This window comes from Zooshikella harenae (assembly GCF_018837975.1).
GTDB lineage: Bacteria > Pseudomonadota > Gammaproteobacteria > Pseudomonadales > Zooshikellaceae > Zooshikella > Zooshikella harenae.
The window spans coordinates 29,628-55,608 of record NZ_JAGSOY010000032.1 but is presented as its reverse complement, the minus strand read 5'-3'; the positions used below and the strand labels follow the sequence as shown (position 1 = coordinate 55,608).

25 protein-coding genes are annotated in these 25,981 nt (G+C 40.0%); 19 read left to right on the top strand and 6 right to left on the bottom strand.

Annotated features, from left to right (window positions below; all coding sequences use genetic code 11):
• The 3 genes from KCG35_RS14185 to KCG35_RS14175 form a co-directional block, all read left to right on the top strand.
• A partial coding sequence (locus tag KCG35_RS14185) for a hypothetical protein (RefSeq protein ID WP_215820440.1) occupies positions 1-254 on the top strand: 254 nt, incomplete at its 5' end.
• A gap of 300 nt (positions 255-554) precedes the next feature.
• The gene (locus KCG35_RS14180; protein WP_215820439.1) at positions 555-776 is read left to right on the top strand and encodes a hypothetical protein; all 222 of its coding nucleotides are present in this window, start codon (positions 555-557) and stop codon (positions 774-776) included.
• Between the two features lie 149 nt (positions 777-925).
• Positions 926-1,120, top strand: a complete 195-nt coding sequence (locus KCG35_RS14175; protein WP_215820438.1) for a cold-shock protein — start codon at positions 926-928, stop codon at positions 1,118-1,120.
• Positions 1,121-1,345: 225 nt separating this feature from the next.
• Here KCG35_RS14175 and KCG35_RS14170 read toward each other — a convergent pair.
• A protein-coding gene (locus KCG35_RS14170) for an IS3 family transposase (RefSeq protein WP_215820437.1) occupies positions 1,346-2,448 on the bottom strand; the annotation gives its coding sequence in 2 pieces (ribosomal slippage) (positions 1,346-2,199 and positions 2,199-2,448; 1,104 coding nt in all).
• Between the two features lie 159 nt (positions 2,449-2,607).
• Between KCG35_RS14170 and KCG35_RS14165 the strand changes: the two genes are divergently transcribed.
• The 14 genes from KCG35_RS14165 (at position 2,608) to pdxB (ending at position 18,268) form a co-directional block, all read left to right on the top strand.
• Entirely contained in the window at positions 2,608-3,459 is an 852-nt protein-coding gene (locus tag KCG35_RS14165; protein WP_215820436.1) for a Dimeric alpha-beta barrel, read from the top strand.
• Between the two features lie 156 nt (positions 3,460-3,615).
• Positions 3,616-4,281 (top strand): class I SAM-dependent methyltransferase, encoded by a 666-nt coding sequence (locus KCG35_RS14160; RefSeq protein WP_215820435.1) that lies wholly within the window; start codon positions 3,616-3,618, stop codon positions 4,279-4,281.
• A gap of 298 nt (positions 4,282-4,579) precedes the next feature.
• Positions 4,580-5,065, top strand: a complete 486-nt coding sequence (locus tag KCG35_RS14155; protein ID WP_215820434.1) for a jacalin-like lectin — start codon at positions 4,580-4,582, stop codon at positions 5,063-5,065.
• 568 nt (positions 5,066-5,633) lie between these two features.
• A complete protein-coding gene (locus KCG35_RS14150; RefSeq protein WP_215820433.1) occupies positions 5,634-7,325 on the top strand; it encodes an O-antigen ligase family protein in 1,692 nt (563 codons plus the stop codon).
• A 16-nt stretch (positions 7,326-7,341) separates the two neighbouring features.
• The gene (locus KCG35_RS14145) at positions 7,342-9,453 is read left to right on the top strand and encodes a hypothetical protein (protein WP_215820432.1); all 2,112 of its coding nucleotides are present in this window, start codon (positions 7,342-7,344) and stop codon (positions 9,451-9,453) included.
• 267 nt (positions 9,454-9,720) lie between these two features.
• Entirely contained in the window at positions 9,721-11,241 is a 1,521-nt protein-coding gene (gene gspE, locus KCG35_RS14140) for a type II secretion system ATPase GspE (protein ID WP_215820431.1), read from the top strand.
• A gap of 28 nt (positions 11,242-11,269) precedes the next feature.
• Entirely contained in the window at positions 11,270-12,490 is a 1,221-nt protein-coding gene (gene gspF / locus KCG35_RS14135; protein ID WP_215820430.1) for a type II secretion system inner membrane protein GspF, read from the top strand.
• A gap of 16 nt (positions 12,491-12,506) precedes the next feature.
• On the top strand, positions 12,507-13,106 hold the full coding sequence (gene gspH, locus KCG35_RS14130) for a type II secretion system minor pseudopilin GspH (RefSeq protein ID WP_309227388.1): 600 nt from the start codon (positions 12,507-12,509) through the stop codon (positions 13,104-13,106).
• The gene (gene gspI, locus KCG35_RS14125; protein WP_215820428.1) at positions 13,087-13,476 is read left to right on the top strand and encodes a type II secretion system minor pseudopilin GspI; all 390 of its coding nucleotides are present in this window, start codon (positions 13,087-13,089) and stop codon (positions 13,474-13,476) included. The genes gspH and gspI overlap by 20 nt, the downstream gene beginning before the upstream one ends.
• A gap of 49 nt (positions 13,477-13,525) precedes the next feature.
• Positions 13,526-14,137 carry a type II secretion system minor pseudopilin GspJ gene (gene gspJ, locus KCG35_RS14120; RefSeq protein ID WP_215820427.1) on the top strand — a complete coding sequence of 204 codons (612 nt, stop codon included), beginning with the start codon at positions 13,526-13,528 and terminating at the stop codon, positions 14,135-14,137.
• Positions 14,116-15,162 carry a type II secretion system minor pseudopilin GspK gene (gene gspK / locus KCG35_RS14115; RefSeq protein ID WP_215820426.1) on the top strand — a complete coding sequence of 349 codons (1,047 nt, stop codon included), beginning with the start codon at positions 14,116-14,118 and terminating at the stop codon, positions 15,160-15,162. The genes gspJ and gspK overlap by 22 nt, the downstream gene beginning before the upstream one ends.
• On the top strand, positions 15,159-16,376 hold the full coding sequence (gspL, locus tag KCG35_RS14110) for a type II secretion system protein GspL (protein WP_215820425.1): 1,218 nt from the start codon (positions 15,159-15,161) through the stop codon (positions 16,374-16,376). Before gspK ends, gspL begins: the two co-directional genes overlap by 4 nt.
• Before the next feature lie 30 nt (positions 16,377-16,406).
• On the top strand, positions 16,407-16,883 hold the full coding sequence (locus KCG35_RS14105) for a type II secretion system protein M (protein ID WP_215820424.1): 477 nt from the start codon (positions 16,407-16,409) through the stop codon (positions 16,881-16,883).
• 233 nt (positions 16,884-17,116) lie between these two features.
• A complete protein-coding gene (gene pdxB / locus KCG35_RS14100) occupies positions 17,117-18,268 on the top strand; it encodes a 4-phosphoerythronate dehydrogenase PdxB (RefSeq protein WP_215820423.1) in 1,152 nt (383 codons plus the stop codon).
• 229 nt (positions 18,269-18,497) lie between these two features.
• On the opposite strand, the gene KCG35_RS14095 is transcribed toward pdxB, so the two are convergent.
• From KCG35_RS14095 to KCG35_RS14080, 4 genes are all read right to left on the bottom strand, one after another.
• The gene (locus KCG35_RS14095; RefSeq protein ID WP_215820422.1) at positions 18,498-18,674 is read right to left on the bottom strand and encodes a PA1571 family protein; all 177 of its coding nucleotides are present in this window, start codon (positions 18,672-18,674) and stop codon (positions 18,498-18,500) included.
• Between the two features lie 384 nt (positions 18,675-19,058).
• Positions 19,059-19,949 carry a protease HtpX gene (gene htpX / locus KCG35_RS14090; protein WP_215820421.1) on the bottom strand — a complete coding sequence of 297 codons (891 nt, stop codon included), beginning with the start codon at positions 19,947-19,949 and terminating at the stop codon, positions 19,059-19,061.
• Positions 19,950-20,199: 250 nt separating this feature from the next.
• Positions 20,200-20,670: a hypothetical protein gene (locus KCG35_RS14085; protein WP_215820420.1), complete on the bottom strand. Its 471-nt coding sequence runs from the start codon at positions 20,668-20,670 to the stop codon at positions 20,200-20,202.
• A gap of 296 nt (positions 20,671-20,966) precedes the next feature.
• Positions 20,967-22,181 (bottom strand): pyridoxal phosphate-dependent aminotransferase, encoded by a 1,215-nt coding sequence (locus KCG35_RS14080; RefSeq protein WP_215820419.1) that lies wholly within the window; start codon positions 22,179-22,181, stop codon positions 20,967-20,969.
• 339 nt (positions 22,182-22,520) lie between these two features.
• Between KCG35_RS14080 and msrB the strand changes: the two genes are divergently transcribed.
• Together msrB and KCG35_RS14070 are read left to right on the top strand one after the other, a co-directional pair.
• Positions 22,521-22,952: a peptide-methionine (R)-S-oxide reductase MsrB gene (gene msrB / locus KCG35_RS14075; RefSeq protein WP_215820418.1), complete on the top strand. Its 432-nt coding sequence runs from the start codon at positions 22,521-22,523 to the stop codon at positions 22,950-22,952.
• Between the two features lie 29 nt (positions 22,953-22,981).
• A complete protein-coding gene (locus tag KCG35_RS14070; protein WP_215820417.1) occupies positions 22,982-23,473 on the top strand; it encodes a glutathione peroxidase in 492 nt (163 codons plus the stop codon).
• 33 nt (positions 23,474-23,506) lie between these two features.
• Here KCG35_RS14070 and KCG35_RS14065 read toward each other — a convergent pair whose 3' ends face one another.
• On the bottom strand, positions 23,507-25,906 hold the full coding sequence (locus KCG35_RS14065) for a response regulator (RefSeq protein WP_215820416.1): 2,400 nt from the start codon (positions 25,904-25,906) through the stop codon (positions 23,507-23,509).
• Positions 25,907-25,981: the final 75 nt, after the last annotated feature.

Sequence of the window (25,981 nt, the reverse complement as noted above, 5' to 3'; positions counted from 1 at the left end):
CAGTGACAGCTGTTTTATTGAGCTTTGGCTTAGTATTATTCTTTATTGCTAATTTAAGTTCACAAAAATCGGCACTTGACTGTTTGTCAGTAGCGAGAGAAGAATTAAAAGCAATGTTAAATGTATGTCACTATCAACAGCTTTTTAAGTGCTATAGTACAGAAAGCATTCTTTATCGTTATAGTGGGACATTTGTATTGCATATTGCCGTGGATATTTTATTGATTGTGATCGTGTTTATGGCGACCAAGTAGAGTAGTTACTGAACAACTGCTTGTCCTTCTCACTGATATTTTTTATAAACCACCTCAGTTATCAATAGGTATGGACAAAAGTTTCTAATGCACCCTAGCCATGAATGACAGGGCAGTTGCATATAGGATGATCAGGAATAGTTGGTGAGGGATACAGATTGTGTGCCAATACAGTGCATGAATTAATTTGTTCTTTCCACAGCCGAAGACCCTCCTTAGTCTCTATTACTCACAGTACTCCCATCACTGTTAAATGAACACCTCAGTGTACGCCAGTGGTAGACAAAGGCTGGATAACGCATGTCGAACTGTTTGCCGCATGGATGCGGCAAACAAGACTTTATAGCAAAATGCATGCTTGGAGGTATCAGCAATCTGTTTGTCATGAAGGGGGAGTATGCTCGTATTGAAGGTGGTGATGGTTTTCATGAGGTTCATGTCAACACTGTAGAAGGCTGTTGGTTGCTGTTACTCTTGATTGAGGGCTTCATTGAGGCATATCGCAAGAGAAATTGCCTTTAACGATTCTAGCTCTACAGGGGGTGTTTCCTGGTACTCTTCTGTCAGATACTTGGCCTAAACAGCAATAACAGTAGAAACTATTTGCTTTATTTGTCATTAACCTCTATAAATATCCTCGAATTCATACAGACACGAGATTAGAGATTAGAATGAGCACAGGTACAGTTAAATTTTTTAACACAACTAAAGGTTTTGGCTTTATCACTCCAAACGAAGGTAAAGACCTATTCTTTCATAAAAATGATATACAAGGGTATGAGCCTCGTGATGGCGACAAAGTAGAGTTTGATATTGGCCAGAGCCAAAAAGGGCCTTGTGCTATCAATGTTAAAGTTGTGGACTAACAGCTTTTAAGTACCTATTGGACTGGCGGAGAATCTTCAAAGCCTTCCGTTAGGTACTTCAATTCCTCCATTGTTAGCTTATCGTCCACATAAGCTACTCTTGCTGTCAGTCTTCATGTTTGTTTTTTGAACATCTAAAGGTTGTTTAGTGTGGTTAGACAATCCCTTATTTCGATGTAGTGCTTATCTTTCCTACCAAAGCCGTTAAATATGATTGTATCTCCATCAATTGGCAGAATGAAGTCGCTCTAAGTAGTAATACTTCATATAAGCAGCCACATCTTGTTTCATAAATTCCCTCGTAGGTTGATTCACCTTAAAAAGCCAATCGTGTTTCAAGCTACCAAAGAAGCGTTCTACAACAGCATTATCCCAACAAGCACCTACATCGCCCATACTGGCTCGGATACTATAGCTCAATAACAGCTTACGATATTGTTTGCTGGTATACTGTGAGCCACGATCACTGTGAAATACAAGGCCTTTAGGTGGTTGGCGCAGGTTATACGCTTTTATTAAAGCTTTGCATACCAAATCGGTTGTCATCCGTTTATCGATATGCCAGCCAACAATTCGACGAGAGTATAAATCCATCACCACGGCCAAATACATCCAACCTTCACCTGTCTTTAAGTAAGTCACATCACCAGCCCAAATCTGGTTGGCGGCGGTTGGGTTAAAGTTCTGGTTTAGCAAGTTATCAGCTACTGAATCAGCATGCTTACGCTTCGTTGTGATCTTGTAAGCCACGCGCTGTGTTACTTTAAGGCGTAATCGGCGCATAATGTAACGAACTTGGTAGCGACCTATTTGATAGCCTTCTTTGCGCAATTTCTTCACCATTTCACGATTCCCTAAGCTACCCCGGCTTTCTTTAAATAATTTTCGAATACGGCGATAAAGCTTCAAAGTATCAAGACTAATCACAGCTGCAGGCCGTTTTAGCCAATCATAATAGCCTGATTTACTCACACCCATCATGTGGCATAACAATGCTACAGGGAAATGGTTAGATTGTTTTTTAATGAAGCGAAATTTTACTTCATTTCTTTCGCAAAGAAGGCACTGGCCTTTTTTAAAATTTCTTTCTCCATGCGTAACGCTTTGTTTTCTTTACGCAATCGTTTCAGTTCATCTCGCTCAGATTCCTCTAAGATACTGCCTTTCTGTTGGGCTTCGTATTTTTCTTTCCACTTGTAAAGCAGGCTAGTACCGACGCCTAGTGACTTTGCAGCATCAGCAACACTGTAGCCTTGCTCTAGCACCATCAAAACAGCTTCATCTTTAAATGACTGCGGATAGCTCTTATGTGATTTTTTCAGGCTCATATAGACCTCTTAATTCATTGGTTGTATTGTCTCAAAATTAAGTGTCCGATGGGATTAGACCAGAGCAGGTACCTTTTTAAAAAGCTTTTTTCTAAATCCTCTTTGTCCAAGGTCTGCATAACGCCCTTCGAACACGCCTATATAAAAAGAGCAAGGAAAATGGTTAGATCAGTCTCTCATAACCTCAACACGTCATGTAGTCTTTTAGACGGTGAAACTGGACCTGGAAAAGTTGCATTAGTCTTTCACATCAAAATTAAAGATGTCGAGGGTTATCAGCAGTGGTTTGCAGAAAGTCAAAATAAATTTAGGAGTAGACGTTTATATTGCGTAAATATTGATCCTGTCCCACGAGAGGGCATGCTTCTTGATCAGCTTGTGATTGATGAGTTTTCTTCAGCTCAGTCTGCATCAGCATTTATGTCCGTTTATGGGGTGGCCCTGAAGGAGCTTTGCAGTGTTTATGCTGTGCTTGCTGTTAAACCTGAGCCATTTATGACATTTTGTGTCGTAAGAGTCATATCATGGTTTATACGATTATTTAAAGGTGTGCAAGATAAAGGTCCATTAAGATCCGACTGGAGTGCAGATAATACTGCTGTCTGGCCTGATAAAAAACAGATGGATGTAGCCAGAAGTCAGGAAATGGATAAGACACTTTATGTATATAACTTAAATAAGTATCGAGCTAAGGCAGATTATCCGCCCTCGGCAAATATAAATAAACTGGTCAGTGGATCGGAAGCGTATGATCGGTATGCTAAAATAGCTGGTTTTGAACTACTGAGACGAGGTGCTTTTCCTGTTTATGGTGGTAAACCCATTGGGCTTGTGGATGGTGAGTTTGACTGTATGCTAGCAGACCATTGGGATAAATTTATTTTTGTTCGTTATCCTCAACGTCGAAACTTATTAACATTAATTGAAAGTGAAGCATTTCATCAAGGGCAAATTCATCGGGATGCGGGTTTGGAGAGAGTCGCTATATTTTTAGGAGAGCTTGCAGAATAAAGTGTACGTTTTCTTTTAGCGTGCATTAAATTTTTGGTAAATATACCTATAGTGAAGAATTTTTAGTGGGGCTAATCCGATCTGTTAAGATTAGCGAAACAACAACAGTTGTTGTAAAAGCACTCGCTGGGTCGGAGAGGCAAGGAGGTATATATAATGCTTGAAAAGGTATTAGAATACTCTGCTGCACGGGCATATTACGACAGATTTGGCGAAATGCAGGATCGTCAGGGTTTTTACGAAGACCCCGCACTCAACGAGCTTATCGCACATGCTAGTTTTCATGACGCACAAAGCGTTTTCGAATTTGGTTGCGGTACAGGTAAGTTCGCGGATTGGATTCTTAAAAATCATTTACCTTCCTCGGCAAGGTATCTCGGCTGTGATATCAGCCCCGTTATGGTTGGCCTCGCTAAAAAACGGTTGGAAGCTTACGGCGAGCGGGCGAAGGTGATATTGTCCGATGGGACTGTGCGATTTCCGCTCCCTGATCACTCGGTTGATCACATTGTCTCCAGCTATGTTTTGGATATCCTATCGGAAGAAGACATTCAGCGATTTCTCTCTGAGTCACGCCGAGTTGTGAGCTTTCGCGGTAAAATCTGTCTCGCTAGCCTTACAAGAGGGGTAACCATACCGTCACGGATCGTGTCTTCACTCTGGATGATAATATTCCGAATGCATCCATCTATTGTGGGTGGTTGCCGCCCAATTCATATTGAGTCATATATCGACAAAAAACAGTGGCAATTGGAGCATCAAAGGGTTTTGACTCCATTTGGGGTGTCCTCAGAAGTTTTGATTTTGATCTCAATGTGTTAGGCAGCAGGAAATATCCTAAAATCACATAAATACAGAAGGTCTTTTAAACACGGTATGTGAAGTGATTATCTTGTTGAGAGGGGTAAGCTTATTGCCGTAAAAATATTATCGGTAAATGTACTAATTAGATCATCTTAATGAAAGGATTATACGTATTTTTTGCGTATTGGAGTATTAGGTATTCTGGGTATGATACTGCAATGACATTGGAAATTTTACTTTTTATAAATTAAATACTTTAACGCATAATTTGCTTTGTCAGTTCAACGCTTATAAGTATCGACAAAAGGATGTGATTATGAGGACATTACTATCAGTAATGGCGATGAGTGTTTCTTTGGCAGCAAGTGCTGCACAGTTTGAAGCTGGTGTTTCTGGTGGCCGTGGAGGTCAAGCCTTTTTTGATAATGTACCTTCTGATTTTATGGCGCTACATTCTATCACTGTATGTGCTGGGAGTGTTATTGATTCCATTGAAGTTAAATATGAAGATACATCAGGTAATATTCATAGCTATGGAAAGCACGGTGGAAATGGTGGAAGCTGTAGTACATTGGATTTTACAGCCGGTGAGTATATTACTTCGGTATCTGGTAAATATGGTAGTATATTAGACTCACTTGTTATTAAAACCAATCGAGGGAATGTATTAGCTAAAGGTGGCTCTGGTGGCTCTGGTGAATATAAATACACGGCTAACGCCCAGTTTAGTATTGCTGGATTTAAAGGTAAAAGTGCAAGGTTGGTTGATGCTATAGGTGTGGTGTATCGCCAAACATACTAACCGTTAGAATCTTACAAATAACTGACTTTTATGAATCACCTATTTTTGTAACTTTAGAGTAGCCTGAACCAGGCTACTTTGTTGTGTCACTGAATTTATAGAAACCACGTGTTGTAATCCCATATTCTTCCCTTCAAACGCTGGCACTGTCGTGGACGATAGATCCAACTGCTTTGATTCAGCGAGCTTTTTCGAAATAGTTTTGTTATCATCCGTGCCCTCGGTCACAGTGCTGGTGGTTGTGCATGGCAGATCAATACAATACAGAAGCAGCAGATATTCAGGAAGCAACTCCAATTGCCTTCAAACCATTACCCTACAGTTATGTGAAGTGGCATGGTTAAAGTTTGGATATGAAGGTGGCTCTTTGTCTCATGTGTAATTTTTAGTTTGGTCTACCAACATTATCAAATATTGCCTGGCTATTATTTGATCTAATGCTGTTGGTGCTATTTTTTCCGATTGGATCCTGTTAGAGAAAAGGTTGAGTATGATTTATACAAAGTGATGTATGTATTGTAACTATGAGAATTTTCCTGGGTATTTTAGTTGTAGTAGTCGTTAATATATGAAAAATATAGTCCTTGTCAGAAAACAGCTTTTTTTTGAGTATAAAAATACAATTATATTTTTAATTGTAGGTGCTTTAATTTCCATATTACATATCAATGTATTTTACTATAGCCATGATACTCCAAAATGGGTGGTTTTTGATGTATTTCTTTCTATTTGCTCATTGTTTTGTTTGAGACGTAGGCATGTCCTGTCTTTTTCATATATTGGTGGGCTTGTTTTAATCCTTTTATATTTTATGCTTTTAAGTTTGGTTTGGTCTCCGCATAAGGTTGCAGGTTTAGAATTGACTTTACGTTTTTCCTTAACTTTTCTATTTGGTTATTGCTTGATTATAGATGTTTCGGCAAGTAGATTATTGCGTTTATTAATGATTGCTGTGTTTGTATCTGCTTTTGCATTTAGTATTGTTTTTATAATTGAGCATTATGTGATAAAAGCCCCTTATAATGTTGGTAATTTTTCACCTATTGGTTTCATGAATAATGCAGGTCAGGTTTTTAATATTTGGGTACCTGTACTTGTTGCATATTGTTTTCATGTGATGAATAAAAAAATATTAACATTGTCAGTTATTATATTGCTGTTGATAGTTCATGTATTAATGGAGGCAGCAACAAGGGCAACAATTGTAGGTTTGATGCTCAGTGAGCTTATAGTATTCTTTATTGTATTAGTTCAAACAAGATCATTTAAACAGTCTATACGTTTTATATTGATTAATATACTACTGCTTTCTAGCTGCTTAGCTTATAGTTTTCTTAATATCAGTGGTACTGATCGTATGTATGATAAGCTAATCTCATTTACTGATAGCCAGACCTATAAGGGTATGGGTAGTCGTTATGATATGTTTGTTAATACCTGGGAAATGGCTAAAGATAATCCTCTAGGAGTTGGGGTTAATAACTTTGAATATATTCATCCTAAATATGCATTTCCTGGCACGGACCGTGCCTCTCCAATGGTTAGTGAAAAAGTTATTCTTCGCACTCCACATAATATTATATTAAAAATGTATAGTGAGTTAGGAGTTATTGGAGGTACATTTTTTGCTCTTTTACTAATGTGCTTATTTTTATGTGCATTTTGTAATGCATTAAAAGGTGAGTTTTATGATAAATGGTTGCTAATTGCTACAATGTCAACTCTCTTTCACTCATTATTAAGTGCTGTGTTTTTGACGCCAGTTAGCTTGTTTTTTTCAATTATATTGTTTGCAGTTATTCTTAAACGTTTTTATATTAATTTTAATGTTAGGTTTAAATTTACAGTTAAAATACCTAGAAGTGTTTGCGTCTTGCTGCTATTAGTACCTGCAATATCATTGAGTTGGATGGCTTCAGAGTTTTATGCATTTAGAGGTCAGTTGAGGCAAGATATTAGCGATATTAAATTATCCTTAAAGTTTAACCCGAGTAATGACCGTGCATTATATAATTTATCACAAATTAGATGGTATAGGTTTAAAGATGCTAAGGGAAGCCTGAAAAACATTGATGAGTTTTTATTATTGTATCCATACCATATAAGTGGCCTTATGATAAAGGCAGAACGACAGTGGTTATTAAAAGACTACATTGGTGCTAATTATACGTTAAGTAAACTTTTATCTTTTTATCCGAAATTTGATAGGGCTAGGAGGTTACACTTTATGGTTAATCAATACTTAAGAAAAGCAACATAAAATATCAGGAGTAAAAATGAAAAAAACTATGTTAATGACGGTAGCATGTTTCATGTTGCCATCAACGGTGTTTGCTACTTCGTATGGGGTGGAATGTCAAGAAAATATTTCTTTGAGTAAGGTTGTTTCATCTCGATGGATAAATAATTGTTTATCTCATCATCAGGACGATGGAGGCTGGAGAGACCCTTATAATGCTAGGCCTGTATATGCAAGGTACTTTACTTTTACTTTAGATAAACCTGAAGAAATAAATGTAGAAGTGACTGCTCAAGGAGATACGTATTTTTATTTATTAGAAGGGCATGGTGAATATGGACAAGTACTTGGAAACTATAGGGGAAAGGATAATACTATTTCCCTTCAAGCTGGACAGTATACAATTGAGTTAGCAACGCGAGATCAATTATTATCTGAACCTTTTACCCTATTGCTGAATTCTATGGAAGAAAATGCTAGCTGCATTAACCCTCTTGATATAAATAGTGTTATGCAAGGTCATTGGTCTGCTAACTGTTTAATACAAAACTTCAATGTTTCAAATAATGATCCTTACGCACCGCTTAATCCTGAGCGAGCTAATTATTACAGCTTTTCAGTGAGTAAAGAAACAGATTTTAGACTTGAAAATCTTGGGGATTATAATAAGTCAGCTCCTTTATTTAATCTTTATAGAGATAATGACCTTAGTCAAAAAGTAGATAGTAATAGCGATGGGTTTAGCTGGTCTCGTACGAGTGATACGTTAGACTTTCGTTTGATACCTGGAGTTTATACATTAGAAGTGACAGCTCATAACCGGATTGCTTTAGGAAATTATCGTTTTAAGCTAAGTGCTTATCCAGTGAGTAGCTGTTTAACACATATGAGTATTGGTCAAACATTAGGGGGGCTATTATCTGATGGCTGCTACTCACAGTTTAGAGAAACTGGTTATTATGACCCTTATAATTCAATCGACCGGTCAGACTTTAATGCTAAACAGTTTGAGTTTAAATTAGAAAAACCAACAGCCGTAAGAGTTAATACTTTTTTTTCAAATAACAGCGCATATGTTTATTTAGCGAAAAAAGAGAGTGGACGCTTGGTATTACTGGGTGAAACATTTGATGAATCCTATAGTACAGGCTTAAGTCGCGAAATGGTTCGTACTTTAGATACGGGAGTCTATGTGCTTGATGTAACCACCCGTAATCCTCATCTAAGCGGCCAATTTGATCTTGTATTATCTGAAGCAGATAGCGAGCCATGCCATGGGTTAATAGGTGTCAATTCAGCACTGAGTGGAGAGCTAGATAATCATTCAAATTGTGCATCTTCATTGAGAGTAGATGAAAGCTACTATGACCCTTACAATCCTATTAGTCTAAAGCAATTTTATGCAAAAACGTATAGTTTTAAAATTAACCATGCTGGACATTATAGGCTAGAAGCTTCATCAAGTGACTTTGCAATGTTTATGACTTTGGTGAAAGGTCCAAACAGTCGAGGCATAAAATTGCTTCAAAAACAGTCGCAAAGACATGATAGTAATCAAGTTTCTCAATGGCTTGAACCTGGATATTATACTGTTGAGTTAACGACTTTAAATGCTTATGAGTTCGGAAGCTTCGTATTGAAGTTAAGTGAGCTTTGTAAAGAAGTTGATAGTAAAGAACTTCACTGTTCAGGTGAAGGTTACGTGGATCCCTATAATTTTGGTAATGGTAATCTAGATCCTTACAATAAAGGATCAGTGGATAAAGGAGGGTATAGTGACCCTTATTCTCCAGTTGACGTTTATCAAGACCCCTATGGAAGTTACTTTGATCCTTACCGAAGTAATGTTGACCCCTTTGATTTAGGTAATGGTAACTTAGATCCTTATAAAGTATCGATAGATACAGGGTATAGTGACTCTTATTCTCCAGTTGATGTTTATCAAGATCCATATGGAAGTTACTTTGATCCTTACCGAGGCAATGTTGACCTCTATAATTTAGGTAATGGTAACCTAGACCCTTATATAGGATTGACTGGTAATGGGTATAACGATTCTTACTCCCCACAAGATTCTTATGGGGGATACCATAATTCAGACTATTTAGGAAACACATATAGTGATCTTTACTCTATACGGGTACATTAATCCATCTCACTATAATAAATTAAACTCTCACTATTCTTACTCTACGTTCTTTTACCTAGTACGTATGTAAGGCTAGTATGTGCTGATAGCAAGCAAAATGCTTGCTATCAGCTAGTAAGAATAAAAAAAGCTGCCTAATTTGAACCCAAAAAATTAATGTTTAATTTCTTGTTCTAAATACCCGTCCTAAGAAAAGGGATTCAGCGAGCTTTTTCGAAATAGTTTTGTTATCATCCGTGCCCTCGGTCACAGTGCTGGTGGTTGTGCATGGCAGATCAATACAATACAGAAGCAGCAGATATTCAGGAAGCAACTCCAATTGCCTTCAAACCATTACCCTACAGTTATGCGAAGCGGCATGGTGTATTGCTGAAACGGGATGATGCAGTAACAACCTTGTTTTTTCGTGAACAGCTAACTACTGATATTTATTCTGAGGTAGTGCGTGCTGCTAGCCAGATTCATCAGGTTGTTAAATTGGATGAAGGTGGCTTTAATCAGCAGTTGGCGGAAAGCTATCAAGGTGGCTCCTCTGAAACCATGGAAGCGATGGAAGGGCTGGGCGATGATATTGATTTAGCGCGGTTAGCAGAAGCGGTTCCAGAAGCGGAGGATTTGCTGGAACAACAAGATGATGCACCGATTATACGGTTGATTAATGCTATTTTATCCGAAGCGATTCATCTGCAGGCCTCAGATATTCATATAGAAACCTTTGAGCGGCGTTTAGTGGTGAGGTTTCGCGTTGATGGCGTGATGCGTAAAGTCATTGAGCCTAAACGAGAATTGGCGTCGTTATTGGTGTCTCGGATAAAAGTAATGGCTCGGCTGGATATTGCGGAAAAACGCATTCCTCAGGATGGACGTATTTCGTTACGTATTGCGGGCCGTGAAGTTGATATACGGGTATCCACATTACCTTCCAGTAATGGTGAACGAGTTGTACTGCGTTTGTTGGATAAACAGGCAGGTCGTCTGGATATAAATAAACTGGGATTAGCTAAGCGTGATGACCAGACTCTACGTGATCTGTTGTTTAGACCGCATGGTATTATTTTGGTCACAGGGCCTACTGGCTCAGGAAAAACCACGACACTCTATGCTAGCTTGGCTGAGCTGAATGCTGAAACACGCACCATTCTCACCGTCGAAGACCCTATTGAATACAATCTTGAAGGCATTGGTCAAACTCAGGTTAATACTAAAACCGATATGACCTTTGCGCGAGGGTTGAGAGCGATTCTACGACAAGACCCTGATGTGGTGATGGTGGGTGAAATTCGTGATATGGAAACGGCACAAATTGCCGTACAAGCCAGTTTAACGGGTCACTTAGTGTTATCGACATTGCATACCAATACGGCTATAGGTGCAGTCACCCGGCTAAAAGATATGGGTATAGAACCCTTTTTATTAGCATCCAGTTTAATTGGGATGGTTGCCCAACGTTTAGTTCGTGTTTTGTGTAATGAGTGTAAAACACCTTACACTGCTACAGTACGCGATTGTCGTGCACTTAGTTTTGATGAAGAAGCACCGCCTACATTGTACCATCCACAAGGTTGTGAAGAATGTAATCACTCAGGTTATCGGGGGCGGTTGGGTATTTATGAAGTGATTGCCATTGACGAAACCCTTCGTACATTAATTCACACTGAAGCCTCAGAGCAGGAAATTGCTGCTCATGCGCGTAAGCTTGGGCCAGGTATTCGTGATGATGGGAAAGCTAAAGTACTGGCGGGGTTGACTACAGTGGAAGAAGTGTTGCGGGTGACACAAGAAGGGTAATGCAAGAAGGGGTAATGGTAGTACAGGTATGGCCGCATTTGAATATATCGCGTTAAACCCGCGGGGTAAGGAAGAAAAGGGCATTATTGAAGCAGACAGTATCAAGCAGGTACGTCAGTTGCTTCGAGATAAACAACTGGCCCCACTGACTGTATCAACAACAAAAGATCGCTCTAGTGATACTCAACCCCGCTTTAGTTTGCAGGTTGGAAAACGGATTTCTGCACACCAGTTAGCGCTTATTACCCGTCAGTTGGCGACATTGATTCAGGCTGGTATGCCTATTGAGGAAGTATTAAAGGCTGTTGCAGATCAGAATGATCAACGAAAAATTAAAGCGATTATATTATCAGTACGTTCTAGGGTGTTAGAAGGTTACTCATTGGCCAATAGTATGGCTGATTTTCCTCAGGTATTTCCAAATTTATATCGGGCAACTGTGTCAGCAGGAGAACAATCTGGGCACTTAAATTTAGTATTAAACCGATTGGCAGACTATACCGAAGACCGAAAAAAATCGCGTCAAAAAATTCAGTTGGCACTGGTTTATCCCATTATTCTTCTCTGTGCGTCGTTACTGATAGTAGGCTTTTTATTAGGTTATGTCGTACCTGATATTGTTAAGGTTTTTATTAATTCCAAGCAACAGTTGCCTGTTTTAACAGAAGTTATTATTGCGGCCAGTGATTGGGTAAAAAGCAGTTGGTATTACGTAGCCATTATTGGCGTGTTGACTTGGATGGGTTATCGCTATGGTATGCGTAATGATTCGTTTAAAAAGCGTGTTCATCGTTTTTGGCTAAAACTACCCGTAATGGGTAAATTGCTTTTAAATATGGAAACAGCACGTTTTATCAGTACGTTGAGTATTTTGGTGCGCAGTGGTGTGCCGTTAGTGGATGCGTTACATATTGCTGTTGAGGTTATTGATAATCTGTCGATTAAACACCAAGTCAAAGATACCGCATTATGGGTGAGTGAGGGTAATAGTTTACGTAAAGCGCTAGAACGGACTAATGTGTTTCCTCCGATGATTTTGCACATGGTTGCTAGTGGTGAATCCAGTGGTGAGTTGGATGATATGCTGGGGCGTGCGGCAGAAAATCAGCAACAGGAAGTGGAAGGTTTTGTCGCGATGTTGGTGGGCTTATTCGAACCTATGATGCTGCTATTTATGGGCGCAGTGGTGTTGGTTATTGTATTGGCTGTGTTACTGCCTATTCTCAATCTTAATGCACTCGTTGTTTAAAAGCGTGGTAGTTAATGTGCATCACTCAAGCTCATTGCTAAAAAACGATCAGCGAGGCTTTACGTTAATTGAGCTACTTGTTGTACTCGTGATTATTGGCGTAATGGTGAGTCTAACCGTGATGTCAATGGGGGATGGCTCACGTGACCGGGAAATACGTCAGTTATTAGGCAACTTGCAGACGGTATTCAGTGAAACCTCATTAGCAGCTGTTTATCAACAACGACAGTACGGACTGGTTGTCACGGATCAGCAATTATCGTTACTTACCTGTACACAGGAAAACTGGCAGTGCCAGAAAACCGATGAACAACCTTTTACATCCATTACATTACCTGATGGGTTGGTGTTCCGCTTATTACTGGACGACCGCGAAGATTACTGGCAACCACCAACCATGCGTAAAAAAGAAGCGGAAGAAGATGCTGAAGAAGACTCTCATAATAGTACATCTCGTGATAAGGATAAGGACCGAGTAACACCCCATATTGTTTTTTTATCAAGTTACGAAGTGACTCCATTTCGGTTAGTCATTATTAATGAACAGCAACAAACTGAACGAGAGTGGATGATTACTACTGATGGTACAGCAGGGTTTGAAATCAAAGAACGCTAATCAGGGGTTTACGCTACTGGAAGTTATGCTTGCAGTTGCTGTATTTGCGGCTGCTGCATCCATTTTACTGATGGCAGGTAGTGGCTCCTTGCAAAAAGTACAGTTACTGGAAGAAAAAACGTTAGCTGTTCAGGTGGCTGAAAATTATTTAAGTGAATTACGCTGGACGAAAAAAAAACAATCAGGCAACACTGAAAAGAAAATAACGTTTGCGGATCGCGAATGGTCGGTGAAAAGTACTACTAAAAAGACCGATAACAAAGGTATTCTTCGTGTTGAAATTTCCGTAGAGCGACAATTGTCATGGCGTGAAGATGAACCTTATCAGTTAGCGACGCTTGTTGCCTTTATGGAGGCTGATGCATCATGAGTATAAGGTCTTTTAACGCGAAGCTAAATACCGTGAGGATGAGAAAACCATGAGGCAACGTACACATGGTTTTACTTTGTTAGAAGTCCTTATTGCTGTCGCTATTTTTAGTATCATAGGGCTGGCGGTTTATCAGCTTTTTAACAGCATATTAAAAACTCAAGTAACTGTTTTCGATCATGGCGAGCAGATGGTTGATTTACAAAAAACGTTTTATTTTATTCGCCATGATTTAGAGCAGTGGGTCAAGCGACCTATTCGTAATGAGTTTGGTGATAAAGAAGAAGCCTTTATTATTGATGAAAATACGTTGGAATTTACACGTTTAGGTTGGGATAACCCATTACAAAGTTGGCCAGAACATCCTGATGGTAAACGTAGCCGTTTACAGCGGGTGAAGTATGAAAATGTGAATAATGAACTGGTTAGGTATTATTGGCGCTTTTTGGATCGCGCACCTGAAGTTAAACCAAAAAAACAAGTATTATTAATGGATGTCACCGACTTACACTATCAATTTTTGGATAAACAGGATACCTGGCATTCAGATTGGCCCCCCAATAATGCACAGTCGACATCATCAAAACCGGAAGCGATTAAAGTGATATTTACCCATAAATCATTAGGAGAAATGGAAGTATGGGTATCAATGTCAAAATAATGCAGTGCTCTAATAATATAAAAAATCATAGTGTGGGTAATACAGCGTTTAAACAGGCTGCCAAAACTACTAAACCAGTAAAAGCGCAAAAAGGCGTAGCACTGATTACCGTGATGCTGGTATTTGCTGTTGTTTCTATTTTAGCGGCAGCATTAATTAAGCGGTTAGATCAACTCATTAATATGACCAGCCACTCGGTAACACAAGCTCAATTGAGAAGTTATGCATTGGGCAGTGAAACATTGATTAAATATGTGTTATCTCAGGATAAAACCCCTGATGTTGATGCACTTATTAAGGAAGAGTGGAGTGAATATCGTGGACAACCCATGCAGTTGGAGCAGTACCCAATTAAAGAGGCCTACACGCGGGTTTGGGTCATAGATGCTGAGCGTTGTTTTAATTTGAATAGCATACTTAGTAGGGATCCCAATCCCTCACCTAAAGGCGGAAATAATAAAACCCAAAAACAATTTCAGAAGTTATTAACCTCCAGCAAATTACCTTCAACGTTGTATGCTAGTTTAAAAGACTGGGTTGATAGTGACCAGCGTGTAAGTTCAGCTGAAGATTATTATTATCTTGGCTTAAAGCCGCCTTATCGTGCTGCGAATCAGTTGCTGTATGATTTTAGTGAGTTGCAGCAAGTAAAAGGTTTTAATCAAAAAGTAATGAATACACTTGCGACCACAAGCTGTGTGTTGCCAGGTATTGATACATTTGCGTTGAATATTAATACCGCATCCGAAGCTTTATTGAAAGCTATCGACCCGAATGCCCAAAAAATAATCGACCAACGTAAAAAAGAGCCCATAAAGGATGCTTCGTCTTTTAACAGTAGTGTGAATTATAAAGTTAAAAGCAGTTATTTTTGGGTACAGGTAGAGGTGGTATTGTTTGGTAAACGACAAGTTTTAAGTAGTTTATTACACCGAACAATTAGTAAAAAAATTGATGTTATCAATCGTCAATGGCTGCCATTGTCGGCACCTTTGGTGATCTTTGAGCAAAGTAAGTCATCATGAGTAAAACGACATTTTTTATTGGGTTTGTTGAGGTTGCAGCCCAAGCCCAAGCATTATTAGCCAACAATTTATGCTGGTGTGTTCAGCAGGAAGAACAGCAAAGTAACGTTGAAGAGGGCAACCTCACTCAGTTAGCTGAACAGTATGCTGATTATCCTGGTGCTAGGCTGGTTTTAGTGGTGCCAGGTGCACTCACAACATTGGCTTGGGTGGCTACTCCGTCTAAGCAGCGTAAGCATATTGAGCAAGCGGTGCCTTATTTGCTGGAAGAGCGGTTGGTGGCAGATATCGACCAGTACCACCTGACGATGTTGTCACCCAACGAAGACAATCAGGTGCCATGTATTGCGTTATTGAAGGATGATGTTCAACTGTTGGTTGAAACGTTTTCTGAAGCAGGACTGCCACTGGATGCCATAGTGCCTGAAAGCTGGTTATTAGCTCAGCAGTCAAACAGTATCGTATGTCATCAATCACAAGTTACTGTTGTGACAGCAACACGTTCCGTAGGGATTATCCCTGAGGTCTTGGCGTCTCAACTGGTGCCAGAGTTAATTGATTTGACAGAAGTGCAGCACGCTTGGACTAGTCCACAATCAACATTGCCCTCTGCAATACTTTTACCTATTGATTGGCAGATTATTTCAGAACACTGGCTTAGTTGGTTGTTAGCGCGTTGGCAGCAAATAGACAGTGTTAATTTGTTGCATCACGAGTGGCAGCCTTATCACCGTAATAATTTGGGCTGGAAGCAGTGGCGTTGGTCTGTTGCTGGAATAATTATGGTTGTATCACTGGGGTTGGCAGGTATACATAGTTATGCCTGGCACCAGGAAGTAAAAGCTCATCAGTTGGAACAGGCTACGATTGATTTATACCGAAAAATATTTCCTGACCAGAAAAAGGTTATTGATGTGGTCAGTCAATTTAAAGCTGAACTGAAGCAACGTTCAGGTGGCCAGGATAGTACTTTTTTGCACTCCTTGTTTCAGTTAGGGCATATTTTACAAACGGGACAGCCTGGAGAATATACAGTGCGTTCTCTTGATTTTCGTAATGATGGTAGTTTTATGATGGAGCTGTTAGCAAAAGATTTAGCCAGTATTGAGCAGCTTATTACGACCAGTAAAGCTCAAGGGTTAGAGGCTAATCTGCGCTCAGCTAATAATCAAAGCAAGCAGGTTTTAGCGCGTATTGAGCTGGCAGCAAATTAATAGGTTGAGTTATACCGACAGAGAACATCTATGCAGGCATTTCTAGCATCATTATCACCTCGTGACCGAAGAGCATTAATTCTGCTCAGCGCATTTATGGGCATGATGATTTTATATTGGGGGATTTGGCAACCTACCCAACAGCGTTTAAGTAAATCGAATGAGCAGTTGTTGTATTGGCAGGATGCTTATCAGTTTGTCAGTAGCCATCAGCAACAAGCAAAAGCCCTTAAGCAGGTACAGCATGCTCCGGTGTTGACTGTGGACCAAGCAAGACAACGAATTACTCAGGTTGCTCGTCAACAGCAATTAGAAATCAAACGTTTAGAGCCTGGGCAAAAAGCCATGACATTATGGTTGGAACAGGTGCCCTTTCAAAAGGTATTAACCTGGTTATACGATATTGTAGAAAAACAAAAGATCCCTTTATTAAATGTTCATGTCTCACGTAAACAAGAAAATGGACTGGTTGACATTAGGGTAAGCTTTCAGTTAGCAAGTTCCTAGCAGATGATATTAATATACCCTTCACAAATCACTTTTAGGGTTCGTTGTCTGCGTTCTAGTTTATGCAGGAGCATTTAACTGCCACCTCAGTCACTTATTAATATAAGCTCCTGGGGGGGCATCACTTGACAGCTGTCCCTAAAAATCCTTTGTTGTGGGTATAGTTGAATATGTATCTTGCACCTAATGTATGAGCATGGCTTAATTAGGTTTATTTGTGACAGGTATTGGACATGAAGATCGTTGCTGATGAAAATATTCCGTTGTTAGATGCTTTTTTTGCTTCTTTTGGGGATATTATTCGGCTACCTGGACGAGCTATTACTGCAGAGCATGTACGTGAAGCTGACATGCTCTTGGTGCGCTCGATTACTCAGGTAAATGCAGAGCTGTTACAGGACAGTGCTGTACGTTTTGTTGGGACGGCAACGATAGGTACAGATCATATAGATGAGCAGTTTTTGACAGCTAAAGGTATTGGTTTTGCCAGTGCACCTGGTTGTAATGCCAATGCTGTTGTTGAGTACGTCCTTAGTGCACTTAATGTATTAGCGGAACAGCAGGATTTTGATATTCGCGATAAAGTGGTTGGTATTGTTGGTAAAGGTAATGTTGGTGGCACGTTACACCAAGTACTGCAGCGTTTAGGGGTGGCAACCTGTGTCTCAGACCCCTTTTTGGAGGAAAGTGAGCCTCATGCCGCTTATGTAGATCTACCCACGCTTATTGCCGAAAGTGACATTATTTCGTTGCATACGCCACTGACTGACTCAGGTCCACATCCAACACATCACTTATTTAATGAGCAGGTTTTACGACAACTGAAGCCTGGTACGATTTTAATTAATGCCAGCCGAGGTGCTGTCATTGATAATGAAGCTTTACTTAAATTAAAAAGTGATGGTCTTGCTACCACTGTTGTGCTTGATGTTTGGGAAGGAGAGCCAGAGATTAATACGGCTTTATTACCTTATATTGAACTTGCTACTCCTCATATCGCTGGCTATAGCTTGGATGGCAAAATGCAGGGCACAGAAATGATTTATAAAGGGGCTTGTCGCTTTTTTGGATTGCCCACTCGAATCAAGCTGCCAGGTATCTCACCTATGCCTGTAATGAAAAGTATTAGTTTTGCGGGCAATGTTCCTCGCCAACAAGCAGTGTCTACAGCAATACGTTCTTTATACGACATACGTTGTGATGATGTCATATTACGACGTGAGTTGCTTAAGTCGGGTGCAGAGGTTGGAAAAATTTTTGATGGTTTACGAAAGAATTATCGTGAACGACGTGAATTTAAGACACTAAAAATCAAGTTAAAAAACTGCCCTGGCGATGTGGTTAATGCATTTAAGGCATTAGGTTTTAAAGTTGTTATTCATTAGTGTTAAGTGATGCATCTTGAATATGTTACACTTTTCACGTCGTACATTTTTTTTATGTGATCAGTCTGTTACTAAGCCTTCAGGTTTAGTAGCAGCTTATTACTGATTAATGCTGCACACGACTACAGGCTGTGTGCAAGTAGGTTAATTCTAAGTATTGCGAATGATTATCAGCTCTTTTTTGTAATATCACTTCTACTGGCTTCGTGCTGTTATTTAAAACAAAAACTCATTTTTTTCTGGGAAGTACCCAGGCTTTTTCTAGTCGTTTAAATGCTTTTTGCAACATTTCTTCTGTGATAGGCACTTCGTTGCCATTTTCATCAATGATGGCTCCACCATTAAAAATATCAGGGCGATGGGGCGAAGTGGTTTTATTGCCGCTTGGGACGGTTTGCAGGTGCATGTTCGTTACCTCTTAGCCTAATCAGTACAAAATTCGTTACGCACCTGTATGACGCCGCACTATGTAATAAGTTTTTAATATGTTTGGCAAGGCGCTTAACGAGTCACAAAAGTTTTTTTTATGTTTTCTAAATGTGAGATTAAACGACATCTCATGCTAACTGCAACACGTATATGCTGTGGTTTTTATACCTAAATGAACTAAAAAAAAAGCTCCTTGCTATTATTAATACTCTGTAGTTAGCGGTTACACACTTAAATTTAAGAGATCAATAATATTGAAAGAAATTGAGTAGAAAAAGATGCATTTTGGGAAATGGAAGGGGACGAATTTGACTATCAAGGGGGGGAACAGTACCCCTTGATAGTTATGTATTTGTCAGGGTTATCTCATGTTTTGCAAGGCAGCAATACGCTCTTCTAAGGGGGGATGGCTCAAAAATAAGTTGGCAAGTAAGCTGGATTTTTGCTCGCCACTAATGCCAAATGCCGTCATGGTTGAGGGTAATGCACTCTGCTCAGCATAATCAGCTTGTAAGCGTTGCAAGGCACCAATCATAGCTTCACGGCTGGTTAATTCAGCACCCGCTTGATCGGCACGGTATTCGCGCTGACGAGAAAACCACATGACAATGGTAGAAGCCAGAATACCAAGTACAATTTCCATAACAAATGTGGTGATGTAAAAGCCAAAACCTACGCCACCACCATCATTATCACGACGAAGGAAGCTATCAACGGCATAGCCAATGACTCGGGCAAAGAACATAACAAAGGTATTAATTACACCTTGTATCAGTGACAGTGTCACCATATCACCATTGGCAACATGACCAATTTCATGACCTAAAACAGCACGGACTTCATCTGCACTCATTCGTTCTAAAAGGCCAGTGCTTACTGCCACAAGTGCATTATTTTTATTCCAGCCAGTAGCAAATGCGTTAGCTTGAGGGGAGTGGAAGATACCTATTTCTGGCATGCCAATACCTGCTTTATTAGCGAGATCTTGTACTGTTTCCACAAGCCAGCGCTCATTGCTAGAAGTGGGCTGCTTGATTAACTGAGTACCTGTTGACCATTTGGCCATTGTTTTTGACAGTAGCAGGGAAATAAATGAGCCTGCCATACCAAATACAGCACAAAACACTAAAAGGTTGCCAAAATCTAACCCTTGTCTCGTTAAATAGCTGCCAACACCCAATATGTTGAGCGTGATACTGGCAACAACCAGTACAGCTAAGTTCGTGGCAAGAAAAAGCATAATTCGTTTCATGCTTGGTTACCTATCTCATCAATAATCTATTTGTCAGATATGTGGTTTATTAGTTTTTTTTCAAGAGCATATATGTTTGAACACAAAGTTAGATGTGTTTTTACATATTTAGTTTATGTAGCTTTGCTATAAATAAATACTGAAATATTAGAGGGCTTTTGATTTAGCAAGCTGTTTTGGATGAGTTGTTTGTAAGCAGCGTCTTAAGTTGCCACTAGGCAGTGGCTATTGTAATTATTTTGTAACACCTTCAAGCATGAGGGGGGGGCAATTCTTGATTGAAAAAATAACGTAACAAGTGTTTTACGATAAGTGCTTGTTGATGGTTGATAGCATTACGTAACTGTTGTGCAAGCGTAGCTTGTTGTTCTGCTACGGAAGGGGGGAGAGTCTGGTCTGCTGGCTGGGGAGGTATGGGTTGACACAATTGGGCTGGTAACAGTCCTGACAGTTTAATAAAGCTGGTTTGAGTCAGCACAATTTGGTCTAAAGCATCATGGCGGATAGTATCTTCATAGCGAGCATAGCCTTCTTCAGCAAGCCAAATCATACAGCCAAAGCAGGCTAGATGGCGCTGTGTTGGAATGCCAAACTCATCAGGATGTTCGGGAGATATAATGTCGTCTACATAGAGTGTGCACTTGCGAGGGAAAAAGTTATAAAGACGTAATAATGTCAGTGCACAGTCTCGGTAAAAGTCATCAATATGAATATCAGCCATGAAAATCTACATCATATGTGGTGAATTAACATTATTACAGCACTGTAGTTATTTATAGACAAATGAATCATTTATCATTGGATGAACGGCTCAAAATTGCCGCTGTGTTTCAAGGTGCTACTAATCATTGCTTCAAAACGTTATGGGACGGGTGTGAAAAACGCTCAACCTGATTATTCAATAAAATGGGAAAGGCATTGATTTAACCATTGGTTTGACTGGCTAAAACCGCTTAAAAACCAATGGTTTTATGAAACGATGAGCTTGTAAACAGGCTCAAGATTTATTCACGATGTTTATTGTTCATAACGGCTGAGAAAGTGTGCAAACTTCTCAATGGCGGCTGTTAGGTCTTCAACATAGGGTAAGGTAACGATTCTGAAGTGGTCAGGGTAAGGCCAGTTAAAAGCGGTACCTTGGACGAGTAAGACTTTTTCCTGAGTGAGTAAATCAAGCACCATCTGTTCGTCATCCTGAATACGGTAGCGCTTAGGATCAAGTCTGGGAAATAAATACAAGGCGCCTTTAGGCTTTACACAACTCACACCAGGAATTGCATTAATCAGCTCACAGGCGCGATCACGCTGCTCAAGAAGGCGGCCTCCAGGTAGAATGAGGTCATTAATACTCTGGTAACCACCCAGTGCTGTTTGGATAGCGTATTGGCTTGGCATACTAGGGCATAAACGCATAGAGGCAAGCATATCTAACCCTTCAAGATACCCTCTAGCATGATGTTTAGGCCCGCTTATAACCATCCATCCAGAGCGAAAACCTGCAGCACGGTAAGCTTTTGATAATCCATTGAAGGTAATCACCAATACATCGTCACACAGTGCACCCACAGAGTGATGTACAGCATCATCGTAAAGAATTTTATCGTAAATCTCGTCAGCAAAGATTATCAGTTGATGCTGACGAGCAATTTCGATGACTTCAAGTAAAAACGCTTTACTATAGACAGCACCTGTTGGATTATTTGGGTTTATCAGTACGATGCCTCGGGTTTGAGGGGTGATTTTACTGCGGATATCATCTAGGTCAGGTAACCAGTCCTGCTGTTCATCGCAGACATAGTGAACGGGTTTACCACTTGATAGCGTGACAGCGGCAGTCCAAAGAGGATAGTCAGGTGCGGGAATGAGGATTTCATCATGCGTGTTGAGCAGTGCTTGCATTGCCATCACAATAAGCTCACTGACCCCATTGCCAATAAGAATATCGTCAATATTGACATTATTGATTGGTTTTTGTTGATAATACTGCATGACGGCTTTGCGTGCGGCAAAGAGTCCCTTAGCATCTCCGTAACCTTGTGCCTGAGGCAGGTTGCGGATAACATCCTGAATGATTTCTTCAGGGGCATCAAAACCAAACGGGCTTGGATTTCCAATATTTAATTTTAAAACCCGATGACCTTCTTCCTCTAAACGTTTCGCTTCCGCTAGTACTGGCCCACGAATATCATAGCAAACGTTACTGAGTTTAAGGGATTTATTGATTTCCTGCATGGTTAGGACTCTTTGAATAATCAACTAAGGTATACCCACTCAGCAGCAGGTGAATAGCCATTTCATTAGCCTCCTGATTTCATAAAAGCTACTGTGGCACAAAGGATGTTAGTTTCATCTTATTGCTGAGTATATGCCATAGTATTGTAATCTGGGTGTTATAAGCAATCGCTGAAATAATGATTTCAGCATCATACGCAAAGTGTCATGTAGTAACATAGATGGTATCTTCACTGAGGTGCAATAGGGAGATTAAATGCTGGCTGCCATTAGAGTACATTAAGTGGTGAAATGGCTGTTTGTGCCTGTGTTGCAAAAGGAAAGTCAATGGAGTTATTCATGGTAAAAAATAAGAAAGCTAAAAAATCTCTTCAGGAGTGGCAACAACAGTTAACACCAGAGCAATATCGTATATGTCGAGAAAAGGGCACTGAGCCAGCATTCTCTGGAGAGTACCTGAATATGAAGGATGAAGGTGTTTACTGTTGTGTGTGTTGTGGGCAGCGATTATTTGACTCAGCAACAAAATACGATTCTGGTTCAGGATGGCCTAGTTATTATCAGCCAATCGCTAAAGAGGTCATCGACACAAATACAGACCACAGCCACGGTATGATGCGAACAGAAGTCATGTGTAGTCAATGTGAAGCTCATTTAGGTCATGTATTTCCTGATGGACCGCAACCTACAGGATTGCGTTATTGTATTAATTCAGCTTCATTATGTTTTACGACAGCTAAATCAGAGCCTACCAAGGAAGATGGAAAATAACTCTTTATTTTAGAAATAGGAGGAGTGCAATGGCTGATTCACTTTACGAGATTCCTTGTCAAACGATTAAAGGCGAATGGGTGACACTAGCGCCTTATCAAGACCAGGTAATGTTAATTGTAAATACTGCGAGTCATTGTGGCTTTACTCGACAGTATGCAGAGTTGGAAGCTCTGTATCAGCAATTTCAGGAGCAAGGTTTTGTAGTTCTAGGTTTTCCGTGTAATCAGTTTTTACAGCAAGAGCCAGGAAGTGAAAATGAAATAGCTGCATTTTGTGAGCAAAAATTTCAGGTTAGTTTTCCTATGTTTGCGAAAGTTAATGTTAATGGTGAAAATGCTCACCCGTTGTATGGATTACTTAAACGTCAAGCACCTGGTTTGTTTGGGCTGGATAAGATTAAATGGAATTTTACCAAGTTTTTGGTTTCTCCTCAGGCAAAAACAATACAGCGATTTTCACCAATCACATCACCGTTGGCCATTAGTCAGCAGATTGAAGGTCATTTAATGTGTGCCTGAGATGCATAGGCTAAAATAATACGCTAAATCAGGTTACACGCGAGCTGGCTCTGCAGTGAGTGTATTACGATGTTGGTCTGCCCATTTTTCTACCATATAAGCCAGTTGGTCTTTTTTGAAGGGTTTTGCCAGATAGTCATTCATGCCGGCATCTAAGCATTTTTGACGGTCATGACTTAGAGCATTTGCTGTGAGTGCTATAACAGGTACTGATGCCATATGATCAATAGCACGTAGCTTTTGGGTTGCTTCATAGCCATCCATCACAGGCATATTGCAGTCCATAAAAACTAAATCATAGTGATGTTGTTGACATAACGTCAGACACTCTTTGCCTTGAGTAGCAACATCCACATGGTGACCAATTTTCTCTAACATGCCTTTAACCACAAGCTGATTGATATGGTTATCTTCAACCACCAAAATATACATTGCTTCAAAGGATGGTTTAGGCGTTTGAGAAACTTCTTCAATCGTTTTTTGAGTTGATAAGTGAAAAACTTGTAGCAAAGTATTGTAGAGTTCATTTCTACGTAAGGGTAATTGCAACTGTGTGCTAATACCCAGGATCTGTTGTGTTTCTTTATCTAGCATATCTTGGTGGGCTGTCGCAAAGATAATACTCATATCATCGTTTGCATTGATAAATGCATTCGCATCAGCTGCTCGATCAAGAATGACGCATGAGTAAAGATGGGGTTTGATTTGTTCAAGCTGGGGTACTAGCGGTTGTTTATAGTTCAGTGTTTTATAAGGAGTTCCCCAGTAATTTAAATGATTGCATAATGTTTGCTGAAGGGCATCATGGCACAGTAAGAGAATTTGATAATACTGCAGTTGAGGGTTAATTTGTGGGCGGAAAATATGCTCGGGTTTAGCCAGCGGTAAAATGACGGTAAATGTACTACCTAAGGAAGGTTCGCTGTTGACTTTAAGGTGTCCGCCCATGGCTTCACTTAAATTTCTACATAAAGCTAAACCTAAGCCAGTACCACCATATTTGCGTGTAATATCCACATGGGCTTGGGAGAAAGGCTGGAAGATATTTTCTTGAGCCTCCTTACTGATACCTATGCCTGAGTCTTTGATATTAATTGCAACAATGAATTCTTGATCATTTTCATCTGCAACGTGAACACTGAGCTGAACAAACCCCTGACTGGTAAATTTTATTGCGTTGCTTAACAGGTTGCTGATAACTTGATGAATGCGTGTTGGGTCTCCTTGTAAGTTTTCTGGTATCTCTGGAGCAATATCACATTCTAGGGCAAGTTTTTTCTCATTAGCGCTTTGACTGTGTAAATTAACCGCATCTTCTACAGTGCCACGCAGGTCAAACTCAATTTGCTCTAGCAATAATTTACCTGATTCAAACTTCGACAGATCAAGTATATCATTGAGTAACTCCACCAAAACTTTACCAGAGTTGTAGGCAATAGTGAGTTGTTGTTGCTGTTCATGATTGAGCTCGCTATCTAATGTTAGCCCAATCATACCTAACACCCCATTTAAAGGGGTTCTGATTTCATGACTCATGCTGGCAAGAAAAGCAGAGCGCGCTTCAGCCATCTGTTCTGCTTGATGCCGTGCGCGCTCAAGCATTGCATTACTGGTTTGTAACTGTTCATTGGTTCTTCGTAACTCTCCAGTGCGCTGGTCAACGATGGTTTCCAGTTGCCCAAGATAGTGACGGAGTTGCGATTCAGCTTCTTGACGTCGGGTCAGGTTTGAGTGAAGACTTTGTAGGTACTGGTTGGTTGTTTTGACCAGGCAACCTATTTCATCATCTTCATGGTATTTCGGGTAGGGGAGTTGGACAGCATTTTTTTCATCTTCAGGATTAACCCGGGTTAATGCTTTTATCAGGCTGACTAAAGGCTTAGTTAATGTACTGTAGAATAAAACTAATAAAATGACTGACAGTACCAAACTACGAACAAAACCTGTTACTAATGTAGTGAGAGAGCGTTGCAGAAAGCTCGAGCCAATGGCGTAGGTATCGATTTCCAAGTTGAGATAACCTAGTAGTTCATTAGGGTTATAATCAATGGTTAAGGGTTCTTGATAGTAACGGGTTTTGCCAAAAAGGAAATCGCTAATGCCTCGATAAGGGGCGTTATACATAGCTTCTTTGGCTGAAGCAAGGACATTGGCATTGCTGTCTATCAGCTCTACACCAATAACACTTGGGGATTTAAGTAAACCATTGACTAATTCTTGTGCAAGCTCGTGGTCAATGATATAGGCCATACGCGCAGCTGGATTACGGGTGATGTCTAGAATAGAGCGAATTTGTTCATCGATAAACGCTTTTTCATAGATATAATCAAGTGTTACTTGAGCAATACTGAGAGTAAGCCCAAGTAAAAAGGCAACAAGTACAGTGTTCCTCGCCTGTTTATACGATAGTCGTTTTGTAAACTTGATATTCATTAGTCAGGTGTTGTATGACCTGTTAAATGTTAATAGCGATTAATGGTTTATAAGGTAGGATACCATTCCCTGGAT